Raw genomic sequence first — 12,253 nt, 5'->3', positions numbered from 1 at the left:
GGGACGGGGCGGAGAGGGGAACGGCGCTGCCGACGCGTGCGCACATCGGAGGGACACCCTCTGCCCGAGGCGCCCGCGATCCTACGCACTGTCAGCCTTCGCCCCGATCCGCCCGATAACGTGGCCCGCCCATCGTGCGGACACCGCCGACCAGCGACGAACAGGGGCCCCCGACACGTGAGTCCGACCGCAACGACCGGCTTCTGCCGCGTCACCGTCGTCACGCCCGACAGCCGCATCGACGTCGCCCTGCCCGAGGACATCGCCGTCGCCGACATCCGGCCCGAGATCCTGCGCCTCACCGGACCGGCCGCACCCGGCACCGCGCCCCCCGGCCACCACCTCGTACGGCTCGACGGAACGGTCCTGGACGGCGACCGCACCCTCGCCGCACAACGTGTCCTCGAAGGCGAGATCCTCACCCTGCGCCCCTTCTCCGTCTCGCTCCCCCCGCCCGTCTTCGACGACGTCGCCGACGCCATCGCCTCGGCCACCCGCCGCGACCGCCACCTGTGGAGCGACGACCTGCTGCGCGGCGCCGCCCCTGCCGCCGGCGCGTTGCTCCTCCTCCTGGCGGCCCTCGTCCTGTGGCGGGCCGACCCGGTCCGCCACGACCTGCACGGACCGCCCGGAGCCGTCGCGGGCGCCGCCGGACTCCTGTCGGCCACCGCCGCCGCCGTACGCGCCCGGGTCCACGCCGACCGCGTCACCGCCGCCGCGCTCGGCCTGGGCGCCCTGCCGCTCGTCCTCCTCGGCGGCTCCGGCCTCGTCCCCCCGGAGCCGGGCGGGGGAGCGGGCCGGCTTCAGCTCCTGCTCGGGTGCGCCGCTGTCCTCGCCGTCTCGGCGGCCCTCACCGCGCTCGCCCCGGGCGGCGACGCCCCCTTCGCGGGCGCCGCCCTCCTCGCCGGTGCCGGAGCGGTGGCCGCGTTCGCCGCGATCCTCACCGAGGCGTCCGCCACCGCGACCGCCGCCGTCTGCGTCCCCGCCGCCCTCGGCCTCATCGCGTTCCTGCCCGGCCTCTCCGCCCGTTTCGCCCGGCTTCCGACCGGGTACGCAGCGCCCCGGCCGGCCGGCCCCTTCAGTGACGACCACGACGAGCACGACGAGCACGAGGACGCGGACGCCGCCCCCGTCGACACCCGCCTCGTCGCGGAGCGGGCCAGGCGCGGCCACGAACTGCTCCTCGGCCTGGCCGGGGGCTGCGCGGGCCTGGCCGCCATCTCGGCCGCCGTCCTCGCCGCCTCGGGCAACACCTGGGCCAGGCTCCTCGCGCTCGCCGCCGGGCTCGCGCTGCTGCTCCGCGCCCGCCTCTTCCGCTACACCGCCCAGGTCGCCTGCCTGCTGGTCGCGGGCATCGGCGCACTCGCCGCCCCGGTCGCCGGCCTCGCCCTCGACGTCCAGAGAGACGACCCGGCCCTGTATCCCCGTACGGCCGGACTGTGCGCCGCGCTCGTCGCCGGCGCCCTGCTCCTCGCCGCCGCCGGGGCGACCGTCCCGCGCAAGGGCCTCTCCCCGTTCTGGGGCAGATTCCTGGACCTGGCCGAGAGCGCGCTCCTGCTCTCCCTCGTCCCGCTCTGCCTCGCGGTCCTGGACCTCTACGCGCGCGCGAGGGCGCTCACCGGCTGACGGCCGGCGGGGGCGGGTCCGGGCGGCTGGTAGTCTGGCTGTGGCCGTTTGTGTACGCGTTCCCGGTTAGCTCTGGGAGCTGCGCTCATCGGACCCTCGCTCCCGAGTCACCCAAGCTCCCCTGAGAACCAGACCAGGGGCACTCGTGGGCGCATCGAAGACCCAGAGGAGTACCGCGTGCCGCTCGACGCCGCTACGAAGAAGCAGATCATGACCGAGTTCGCGACGAAGGAGGGCGACACCGGTTCCCCCGAGGTCCAGGTCGCCATGCTCTCGCGCCGCATCTCGGACCTGACGGAGCACCTCAAGACGCACAAGCACGACCACCACTCCCGTCGTGGTCTGCTGATCCTGGTCGGCCAGCGTCGCCGCCTCCTGCAGTACCTGGCCAAGAAGGACATCCAGCGCTTCCGTGCGCTCGTCGACCGCCTCGGCATCCGCCGCGGTGCGGCCGGCGGCGCCAAGTAAGACCGCTGCGCAAGGGAGCGGTTCCCTCACTCAGGGAGCCGCTCCCTTTGCCGTACGTGCGGTACCGGGGGCAACCTCAGTAACCTGGACGTACAACAACAGACGAGGAGAGGCGCCGCGCAGCCGCCGCCGGTCCTCGGTAGTGGCCCCCGGGACAACGCCCGGGAGCTTCGATCGAAGACCGGCCCCGCACAGACGGCGCGCTTCTCCGCTCCGTCCGGCGCCACACGGGCGCCCGGACGAAAGACGACGAGTATGGAGAATTCACTAGTGGAGAACGAGACCCACTACGCCGAGGCCGTCATCGACAACGGCACCTTCGGCACCCGCACCATCCGCTTCGAGACGGGCCGCCTGGCCAAGCAGGCCGCCGGCTCCGCCGTCGCGTACCTGGACGACGACACCATGGTGCTGTCGGCCACCACCGCCTCCAAGCGGCCCAAGGACAACCTCGACTTCTTCCCCCTCACGGTGGACGTCGAGGAGCGGCAGTACGCCGCGGGCAAGATCCCCGGCTCGTTCTTCCGCCGCGAGGGCCGCCCCTCCGAGGACGCGATCCTCACCTGCCGCCTGATCGACCGCCCGCTGCGCCCGTCCTTCAAGAAGGGCCTGCGCAACGAGATCCAGATCGTCGAGACGATCATGGCGCTCAATCCCGACCACCTGTACGACGTGGTCGCGATCAACGCCGCGTCCGCCTCCACGATCCTGGCGGGCCTGCCCTTCTCCGGCCCGATCGGCGCCACCCGCGTCGCCCTGATCAAGGGCCAGTGGGTCGCCTTCCCGACGCACACCGAGCTTGAGGACGCCGTCTTCGACATGGTCGTCGCGGGCCGCGTCCTGGAGGACGGCGACGTCGCGATCATGATGGTCGAGGCCGAGGCCACCGAGAAGACCATCCAGCTCGTCAAGGACGGCGCCGAGGCCCCGACCGAAGAGGTCGTCGCCGCCGGTCTGGAAGCCGCCAAGCCCTTCATCAAGGCGCTCTGCAAGGCCCAGTCCGACCTCGCCGCCAAGGCCGCCAAGCCCACCGGCGAGTTCCCGGTCTTCCTCGACTACCAGGACGACGTCCTGGAGGCCCTCACCAAGGCCGTCAGCACCGAGCTCGCCAAGGCGCTCACCATCGCCGGCAAGCAGGAGCGCGAGTCGGAGCTCGACCGCATCAAGGAGATCGCGGCCGAGAAGCTCCTCCCCGAGTTCGAGGGCCGCGAGAAGGAGATCTCCGGCGCCTACCGCGCGCTGACCAAGAAGCTGGTCCGCGAGCGCGTCATCAAGGACAAGGTCCGCATCGACGGCCGCGGCGTCACGGACATCCGTACGCTCGCCGCCGAGGTCGAGGCCATCCCGCGCGTGCACGGCTCCGCCCTGTTCGAGCGTGGCGAGACCCAGATCCTGGGCGTCACCACCCTCAACATGCTCCGCATGGAGCAGCAGCTGGACACCCTCTCCCCGGTGACCCGCAAGCGCTACATGCACAACTACAACTTCCCGCCGTACTCCGTCGGCGAGACCGGCCGCGTGGGCTCGCCCAAGCGCCGCGAGATCGGCCACGGCGCGCTCGCCGAGCGCGCGATCGTGCCGGTCCTCCCGTCCCGCGAGGAGTTCCCCTACGCGATCCGCCAGGTCTCCGAGGCCCTGGGCTCCAACGGCTCGACGTCCATGGGTTCGGTCTGCGCCTCCACCATGTCCCTGCTGAACGCCGGTGTGCCCCTCAAGGCCGCCGTCGCCGGCATCGCCATGGGCCTGATCTCCCAGGAGATCGACGGCAAGACCCACTACGTCGCCCTCACCGACATCCTCGGTGCCGAGGACGCGTACGGCGACATGGACTTCAAGGTCGCCGGTACGAAGCAGTTCGTCACGGCGCTCCAGCTCGACACCAAGCTCGACGGCATCCCCGCCTCGGTCCTGGCCGCCGCGCTGAAGCAGGCCCGCGACGCCCGCCTCCACATCCTCGACGTGATGAACGAGGCCATCGACGTCCCGGACGAGATGTCCCCGAACGCCCCGCGGATCATCACCGTCAAGATCCCGGTGGACAAGATCGGTGAGGTCATCGGCCCCAAGGGCAAGATGATCAACCAGATCCAGGAGGACACCGGCGCCGACATCACGATCGAGGACGACGGCACCATCTACATCGGTGCTCAGCAGGGCTCGCAGGCCGAGGCCGCCCGCGCCACGATCAACGCGATCGCCAACCCGACCATGCCGGAGGTCGGCGAGCGCTACCTGGGTACGGTCGTCAAGACCACCACCTTCGGTGCGTTCGTCTCGCTCATGCCGGGCAAGGACGGCCTGCTGCACATCTCGCAGATCCGCAAGCTGGCCGGTGGCAAGCGCGTCGAGAACGTCGAGGACGTTCTCGGCGTCGGCGCCAAGGTCCAGGTCGAGATCGCCGAGATCGACTCCCGCGGCAAGCTCTCCCTCGTCCCCGTCATCGAGGGCGAAGAGGACGAGAAGAAGGACGACACCGACAAGTGACGTCCCGTAGTTCCGCGACGACGGCCCGCCCCTCCTCGGAGGGGCGGGCCGTCGCCCGTACCCAAACGCTTCTCAAGGGCAGCAACGGCATCGGCACGGTCCGCCGTACGGTCCTCCCCGGCGGCCTCCGCGTCGTCACCGAGACCCTGCCCTCCGTACGCTCCGCCACCTTCGGTATCTGGGCGAACGTCGGCTCACGCGACGAGACGCCCGCCCTGAACGGCGCGACGCACTACCTCGAACACCTCCTCTTCAAGGGCACCGCCAAGCGCAGCGCCCTCGACATCTCCTCCGCCATCGACGCGGTCGGCGGCGAGATGAACGCCTTCACGGCGAAGGAGTACACCTGCTACTACGCGCGGGTCCTCGACACGGACCTGCCGCTCGCCATCGACGTCGTCTGCGACATGCTGACCGGCTCGCTGATCGCCCCCGAGGACGTCGACGCCGAGCGCGGCGTCATCCTCGAAGAGATCGCGATGACGGAGGACGACCCGGGCGACTGCGTGCACGACCTGTTCGCGCACACCATGCTCGGCGACACCCCGCTCGGCCGCCCGGTCCTCGGCACCGTGGACACGATCAACGCCCTGAACCGCGGCCAGATCGCCCGCTTCTACAAGAAGCACTACGACCCGACACGCCTCGTCGTCGCCGCCGCGGGCAACATCGACCACGCCACCGTCGTGCGCCAGGTCCGCAAGGCGTTCGACAGGGCCGGCGCCCTCTCCCGTACGGACGCGGTCCCGACCGCGCCCCGCGAGGGCTCCCGCGCCCTGCGCACCGCCGGCCGGGTCGAGGTCCTGGGCCGCAAGACGGAGCAGGCCCACGTGGTCCTCGGCATGCCCGGCCTGGCCCGCACCGACGAACGGCGCTGGGCCCTGGGCGTCCTCAACACCGCCCTCGGCGGCGGCATGAGCTCCCGCCTCTTCCAGGAGGTACGGGAGAAGCGCGGCCTCGCCTACAGCGTGTACTCGTACACCTCCGGCTTCGCGGACTGCGGCCTGTTCGGCGTGTACGCGGGCTGCCGCCCGAGCCAGGTGCACGACGTCCTCAAGATCTGCCGCGACGAGCTCGACCGGGTCGCGTCGGACGGGCTGAGCGACGAGGAGATCAGCCGCGCCATCGGCCAGCTCTCCGGCTCCACCGTCCTCGGCCTGGAGGACACCGGCGCGCTGATGAACCGCATCGGCAAGAGCGAGCTGTGCTGGGGCGAGCAGATGTCGGTGGACGAGATGCTGGCCCGTATCAGTGAGGTGACACCGGACGACATCCGCTCCGTCGCGGGCGAGATCCTCGGACACCGTCCCTCGCTGTCCGTCATCGGACCGCTCAAGGACAAGCAGGCCGCCCGTCTCCACGAAGCGGTCTCCTGAAACTCCTAAGGAAGCAGAGCAATGAGCAAGCTGCGCGTGGCCGTCCTCGGCGCCAAGGGCCGTATCGGAGCCGAAGCGGTACGAGCCGTCGAGGCCGCCGAGGACCTGGAGCTGGTGGCCGCCCTCGGCCGGGGCGACAAGCTGGAGACCCTCGCCGAGACCGGCGCCCAGGTCGCCGTGGAGCTGACCACTCCCGCCTCGGTGATGGAGAACCTCCAGTACTGCGTCGGCCACGGCATCCACGCGGTGGTCGGCACCACCGGCTGGACCGACGAACGGCTCGCGCAGCTCGACGGCTGGCTCTCCGCCTCCCCGGAGACCGGTGTGCTCATCGCGCCGAACTTCTCCATCGGCGCGGTTCTCACCATGAAGTTCGCCCAGCAGGCGGCCCGCTACTTCGAGTCCGTCGAGGTCATCGAGCTCCACCACCCCAACAAGGCCGACGCCCCCTCGGGGACCGCCGCCCGCACCGCCCAGCTCATTGCCGCGGCCCGGCGCGACGCGGACTGCGCCCCGCAGCCGGACGCCACCAGCACCGCACTGGACGGGGCACGCGGCGCCGACGTCGACGGCATCCCGGTCCACTCGGTCCGCCTCCGCGGGCTCCTGGCCCATCAGGAGGTGCTGCTCGGCGGCGAGGGCGAGACCCTCACCATCCGGCACGACTCCCTGCACCACAGCAGCTTCATGCCCGGCATCCTGCTCGGCGCCCGCCGCGTGGTGACCACTCCCGGCCTCACGTTCGGCCTGGAACACTTCCTCGACCTGAACTGACTGGCCCCGCCATGCGCGCAAAGATCACTTACGTCGTCACCGCTGCCGTCCTGGTCTTCTACTTCGTCCTGGTCGGCAGCCGTGGCGTCCTGCTCATCAAGCACGGCACCCTCATCACGGTGACCTTCGGGATCGCCGTGCTGGTCCTGCCCGCGATCGGCGTGTGGTTCCTGTGGAAGAACACTCAGTTCGTCCGCAGGGCCAACGCCCTGGCCGCCGAGCTGGACGCGGAGGGCGGCCTCCCGGTCGACGAACTGCTGCGCACACCCAGCGGCCGCATCGACCGCGCCTCCGCCGACGCGGTGTTCGAACGCCGCCGGGAGGAGACGGAGGACACCCCGGACGACTGGCGCTGCTGGTTCCGCCTGGCAGTGGCCTACCAGGACGCCCGGGACACCCCCCGGGCCCGCAAGGCCATGCAACGAGCGATTGCGTTGCACCGCGACACCCGGCCGGACGAGCACCCCAGCCCGTCCGGCGTCTGAGGACAAAAAGAGAGCCGTCCGGCGATTGAGGACACCTCAGTCACCGGACGGCTCCCCGCCGCGAAACCACTACCGCGACCGGTATTCATCCCCCCACGCCTCGATCGTGTCGGCGGCACGATCAAACGCCTCCCCCCGCGCAAGAAAATCCGCGTTGGAGTCCGTGAGCAACGGCGGCACCGCGTCCCCGCCCTTACGGACGACGATCAGCGCCTGGCCCTGCACGGTACGTGGGAACCCGAGCCACTTCACCGGCTGCTGCACCGTCCGCACGGCAGCGGCCCGGCTCCACGGAACGGTCGTCGTACGGAAGAAGGCCACCCGGCGCACACCGTGCCGGCTCACCCACGCGCCGATGCGCAGCATCCGCAGCGCGCACAGGATGATCGCGAGCCCGAGCGCGAGACACGCCCCCGCACCGGGCAGCGCCCCGGCGAACGCGATGATCATCCCCGCGAACAGGATGAACGAGGCGAGCAGCAGCAGACCTGCCGCGGCGGCGACCCGCCAGGGACCGGGACGATAGGGCCGCCGCCAGCTGTCGTGGTCGTCGAACGGCAGCGCGACGTCCTCCGCGTTCGCGTCAAACGCGCGGTCGGCCGTCAGAAAGGGCAGGGGCACGACTGATCCTCACTCACAAGCACGCTCGATTGCTGTGCCCGGTGAGGCTACCGAGGAGATGCCCGGACCGACCACCCCAGGGGGTCCGTCCGGGTCAGCGCCCCTGCGCCGCTTCGGTCTGCTGCGTGTGCGCCGGCGCCTGCTCGGGGCCCAGAGCAGGCAGGCCGAGGAGCAGGGAGCCCGCGATGCCCCCGACGACGACGAGGCCTATCAGGGCACGTCCCGCCCGCTCGGAGACCGTGCTGCGGGGGCGGGGAGGCGGTGTGACGTTACTGCGGAACCGCTCGGACTCGGCTACGAACGAGAACGGGACGGATTCACGCCGGCGGAACATGGGGTGGCTCTCCTTGAAATCTTTCGGGTGGTGCTACCGAGTCAGACGCACGACTGCCCCATTCGGTGCCCCGAATCGCCCGGCGAAATCAGAAAAAACCGGAAAGACGTTCCCGCACAGCCGTGGGTGATCGGGTTGAGCCCGGCCCGTAGAGTGGACGCCGCCCGAGCGACGCCATTGGAAGGACCCTGCCGGTGACCGACGACACCCCCGAGCCCACGAAGGCCCATTTCCGGAGCGACGTCACTGTCGACCTGGTGAAATCCGCTGCCGGCGACGCCGACGTGCTGTTCGCCGCCCGCGTGTCCACGGCCGGTGAGCAGTCCCTGGAGGAACTCGCCAAGGACCCCGAGCGCTCGAAGGGCCTCATCAACTATCTGATGCGGGACCGGCACGGCAGCCCGTTCGAGCACAACTCGATGACCTTCTTCGTCAGCGCCCCGCTCTTCGTGTTCCGCGAGTTCATGCGGCACCGCGTCGGCTGGTCGTACAACGAGGAATCGGGCCGCTACAGGGAGTTGCAGCCCGTCTTCTACGTCCCCGACACGTCCCGCAAGCTCATCCAGCAGGGCCGCCCGGGCAAGTACGAGTTCGTGGAGGGCACGCCGGAGCAGCACGCGCTCACCACCCGCGCCATGGAGGACTCGTACCGGCAGGCGTACGAGGCGTACCAGGAGATGCTGGCGGCGGGCGTTGCCCGCGAGGTGGCCCGCGCGGTGCTTCCGGTCGGCCTGTTCTCCACGATGTACGCCACGTGCAACGCGCGCTCCCTGATGCACTTCCTCGGCCTGCGCACGCAGCACGAGATGGCGAAGGTGCCCTCGTTCCCGCAGCGGGAGATCGAGATGGTGGGCGAGCAGATGGAGGCCCACTGGGCCCGGCTGATGCCGCTCACCCATGCAGCCTTCAACAAAAATGGACGTGTCGCCCCATAGGGCGGTGTCCGTATTGCGGCGTTTCGAGAAGTTCATCTAGGCTGATCAAACGGACCCGGCACTGCTTGAACCCCCGAGCAGGCAGTGCCGGGCTCCTCTTGCTTGTCCCCCCGAGGGGGCACCGTGCGTCGAGCAGCGAGTAGCGTGTTACCCATGGCTCCGATCTCCACTCCGCAGACCCCCTTCGGGCGGGTCCTCACCGCTATGGTCACGCCGTTCACGGCGGACGGCGCTCTCGACATCGAGGGCGCGCAGCGGCTCGCCACCCACCTGGTGGACGCAGGCAACGACGGCCTGATCATCAACGGCACCACCGGCGAGTCCCCGACCACCAGCGACGCGGAGAAAGACCAGCTCGTCAGGGCCGTCCTGGAAGCGGTGGGGGACCGGGCGCACATCGTCGCCGGCATCGGCACCAACGACACCCGGCACAGCATCGAGCTCGCCCGCACCGCCGAGCGCAGCGGCGTTCACGGCCTTCTCGCCGTGACCCCGTACTACAACAAGCCGCCACAGGAGGGCCTGCTGCGGCACTTCACCGCCATCGCGGACGCCACCGGCCTGCCGGTGATGCTCTACGACATCCCGGGCCGCAGCGGTGTGCCGATCGACACGGAGACGCTCGTACGGCTCTCCGAGCACCCCCGGATCGTCGCCAACAAGGACGCCAAGGGCGACCTGGGGCGCGCGAGCTGGGCCATCGCCCGCTCGGGCCTCGCCTGGTACTCCGGCGACGACATGCTGAACCTTCCGCTGCTCTCCGTCGGCGCGGTCGGTGTGGTCTCCGTCGTCGGCCATGTCGTCACCCCGGACCTGCGGGCGCTCATCGAGGCCCACCTCGGCGGGGATGTGCAGAAGGCCACCGAGATCCACCAGAAGCTGCTGCCGGTCTTCACCGGCATGTTCCGCACCCAGGGCGTGATCACCACCAAGGCCGCGCTGACGCTGCAGGGCCTCCCGGCGGGCCCGCTCCGGCTGCCCCTGGTCGAGCTGACCGCGCAGGAGACGGCCCAGCTCAAGATCGATCTCGCCGCCGGCGGGGTAGAGCTCTGACAACGGACTTCACAACTGAATACGCGAAACACAGCTGAACACGCGGGGAATCCCGCACAGCACCACCAAGACAACAGCAAGTGCACGAATGACATGCGCGCCACGTGCCCAAGCGGTACGTGGCGCGCGTGGTAAGGAGAGTCTTTTGAGTCATCCGCATCCTGAACTCGGCACCCCGCCGAAGCTCGCGAAGGGCGCCCTGCGGGTCACCCCGCTCGGCGGCCTCGGCGAGATCGGCCGGAACATGACCGTCTTCGAGTACGGCGGCCGCCTGCTCATCGTCGACTGCGGTGTCCTCTTTCCCGAGGAGGAGCAGCCCGGCATCGACCTGATCCTGCCGGACTTCACGACCATCCGGGACCGCCTGGACGACGTCGAGGGCATCGTCCTCACGCACGGCCACGAAGACCACATCGGTGGCGTCCCGTATCTGCTTCGCCTGAAGCCGGACATCCCGCTCATCGGTTCCAAGCTGACCCTCGCTCTGATCGAGGCCAAGCTCCAGGAGCACCGCATCCGTCCGTACACCCTGGAGGTGGCGGAGGGGCAGCGCGAGCGCATCGGAGTCTTCGACTGCGAGTTCGTCGCGGTCAACCACTCCATCCCGGACGCCCTCGCGGTTGCCATCCGGACCCCCGCGGGCATGGCCGTCGCCACCGGTGACTTCAAGATGGACCAGCTCCCGCTGGACGGCCGCCTCACCGACCTGCATGCCTTCGCCCGGCTGAGCGAGGAGGGCATCGACCTCCTGCTCTCCGACTCCACGAACGCCGAGGTCCCGGGCTTCGTACCGCCCGAGCGGGACATCCAGAACGTCCTGCGCAACGTCTTCGCCAATGCGCAGAAGCGCATCATCGTGGCGAGCTTCGCCAGCCATGTGCACCGCATCCAGCAGATCCTGGACACGGCCCACGAGTACGGCCGCCGGGTCGCCTTCGTCGGACGCTCGATGGTCCGCAACATGGGCATCGCCCGTGACCTGGGCTATCTGAAGGTCCCCGCCGGGCTCGTCGTGGACGTCAAGACCCTGGACGACCTGCCGGACGACGAGGTCGTGCTCGTCTGCACCGGTTCACAGGGCGAGCCGATGGCGGCCCTCTCACGGATGGCCAACCGCGACCACCAGATCCGCATCGTCCAGGGCGACACGGTCATCCTGGCCTCTTCCCTGATCCCGGGGAACGAGAACGCGGTCTACCGCGTCATCAACGGCCTCTCTCGCTGGGGCGCCAACGTCGTCCACAAGGGCAACGCCAAGGTCCACGTCTCGGGCCACGCCTCGGCCGGCGAGCTGCTGTACTTCTACAACATCTGCCGCCCGAAGAACCTGATGCCCGTCCACGGCGAGTGGCGCCATCTGCGGGCCAACGCCGAGCTCGGCGCCCTGACCGGCGTGCCGAAGGACCACATCGTCATCGCCGAGGACGGCGTGGTCGTCGACCTGATCGACGGCAAGGCGAAGATCGTCGGCAAGGTCCAGGCCGGTTACGTGTACGTCGACGGTCTCTCCGTCGGCGATGTCACGGAGACCTCGCTCAAGGACCGCCGCATCCTCGGCGACGAGGGCATCATCTCGGTGTTCCTCGTGGTCGACAGCACCTCGGGCAAGATCGTCGGCGGCCCGCACATCCAGGCCCGCGGTTCCGGCATCGAGGACGCTGCGTTCACCGCGGTCGTTCCGAAGATCGAGGAGGCGCTCAACAAGTCCGCCCAGGACGGCGTGATGGAGCCGCACCAGCTCCAGCAGCTGATCCGCCGCACGGTGGGCAAGTGGGTCTCGGACACCTACCGCCGGCGCCCGATGATCCTCCCCGTCGTCGTCGAGGTCTGACCCTCCGACAGGCGCGAACTCCGGAGCGGGGCCCCCGATTTGCATCAGGGCGCCCCGCTCCAGTACGTTTACGTCTCCACCTCGCCGGGAAGCAGCGAGCGCACCTGTGCGCCCCGAAGCATCCAAGAGGGGGTGGGAATTCCGACTCAGAACTTCTGATAAAGTCGGAGCCGCCGGAAAGGGAAACGCGAAAGCGAAGAACTGGAAAGCGAAAATCGCTTGACCCGCTTCGACCGGGAATCGGACACGAAAGAGTCTGATAGAGT

11 protein-coding genes are annotated in these 12,253 nt (G+C 69.8%); 9 read left to right on the top strand and 2 right to left on the bottom strand.

What is annotated here, in order from left to right; all coding sequences use genetic code 11:
- Positions 1–177: 177 nt before the first annotated feature.
- From eccD to ACZ6C6_RS32025, 6 genes are all read left to right on the top strand, one after another.
- Positions 178–1,626 (top strand): type VII secretion integral membrane protein EccD, encoded by a 1,449-nt coding sequence (eccD, locus tag ACZ6C6_RS32050; RefSeq protein WP_469207964.1) that lies wholly within the window; start codon positions 178–180, stop codon positions 1,624–1,626.
- A gap of 177 nt (positions 1,627–1,803) precedes the next feature.
- Positions 1,804–2,094 carry a 30S ribosomal protein S15 gene (gene rpsO / locus ACZ6C6_RS32045; protein ID WP_018102307.1) on the top strand — a complete coding sequence of 97 codons (291 nt, stop codon included), beginning with the start codon at positions 1,804–1,806 and terminating at the stop codon, positions 2,092–2,094.
- Between the two features lie 270 nt (positions 2,095–2,364).
- Positions 2,365–4,578, top strand: coding sequence for a polyribonucleotide nucleotidyltransferase (locus ACZ6C6_RS32040; protein ID WP_469208193.1), 2,214 nt, complete (start codon positions 2,365–2,367; stop codon positions 4,576–4,578).
- Entirely contained in the window at positions 4,575–5,954 is a 1,380-nt protein-coding gene (locus tag ACZ6C6_RS32035; protein ID WP_469207961.1) for a M16 family metallopeptidase, read from the top strand. The genes ACZ6C6_RS32040 and ACZ6C6_RS32035 overlap by 4 nt, the downstream gene beginning before the upstream one ends.
- A 21-nt stretch (positions 5,955–5,975) precedes the next feature.
- Positions 5,976–6,728 (top strand): 4-hydroxy-tetrahydrodipicolinate reductase, encoded by a 753-nt coding sequence (gene dapB / locus ACZ6C6_RS32030; RefSeq protein WP_469207959.1) that lies wholly within the window; start codon positions 5,976–5,978, stop codon positions 6,726–6,728.
- A gap of 11 nt (positions 6,729–6,739) precedes the next feature.
- The gene (locus ACZ6C6_RS32025; RefSeq protein ID WP_469207957.1) at positions 6,740–7,213 is read left to right on the top strand and encodes a hypothetical protein; all 474 of its coding nucleotides are present in this window, start codon (positions 6,740–6,742) and stop codon (positions 7,211–7,213) included.
- Positions 7,214–7,282: 69 nt separating this feature from the next.
- Here ACZ6C6_RS32025 and ACZ6C6_RS32020 read toward each other — a convergent pair whose 3' ends face one another.
- Both ACZ6C6_RS32020 and ACZ6C6_RS32015 read right to left on the bottom strand, forming a co-directional pair.
- Positions 7,283–7,834, bottom strand: a complete 552-nt coding sequence (locus ACZ6C6_RS32020) for a hypothetical protein (RefSeq protein WP_469207955.1) — start codon at positions 7,832–7,834, stop codon at positions 7,283–7,285.
- Between the two features lie 94 nt (positions 7,835–7,928).
- Positions 7,929–8,168: a hypothetical protein gene (locus ACZ6C6_RS32015; protein ID WP_469207953.1), complete on the bottom strand. Its 240-nt coding sequence runs from the start codon at positions 8,166–8,168 to the stop codon at positions 7,929–7,931.
- A gap of 194 nt (positions 8,169–8,362) precedes the next feature.
- Here ACZ6C6_RS32015 and thyX point away from each other — a divergent pair, with 194 nt between their 5' ends.
- The 3 genes from thyX to ACZ6C6_RS32000 all read left to right on the top strand — a co-directional run bounded on the left by thyX (position 8,363) and on the right by ACZ6C6_RS32000 (position 11,987).
- The gene (thyX, locus tag ACZ6C6_RS32010; protein WP_469207951.1) at positions 8,363–9,103 is read left to right on the top strand and encodes an FAD-dependent thymidylate synthase; all 741 of its coding nucleotides are present in this window, start codon (positions 8,363–8,365) and stop codon (positions 9,101–9,103) included.
- Between the two features lie 153 nt (positions 9,104–9,256).
- Positions 9,257–10,156: a 4-hydroxy-tetrahydrodipicolinate synthase gene (gene dapA, locus ACZ6C6_RS32005; RefSeq protein WP_020207390.1), complete on the top strand. Its 900-nt coding sequence runs from the start codon at positions 9,257–9,259 to the stop codon at positions 10,154–10,156.
- Positions 10,157–10,301: 145 nt separating this feature from the next.
- Positions 10,302–11,987: a ribonuclease J gene (locus ACZ6C6_RS32000; protein WP_469207949.1), complete on the top strand. Its 1,686-nt coding sequence runs from the start codon at positions 10,302–10,304 to the stop codon at positions 11,985–11,987.
- Positions 11,988–12,253: the final 266 nt, after the last annotated feature.

This window comes from Streptomyces sp. NPDC041814, from assembly GCF_055590565.1.
Note: the sequence above shows the minus strand (reverse complement) of the source record. Positions and strands in the feature narration are given on the sequence as shown.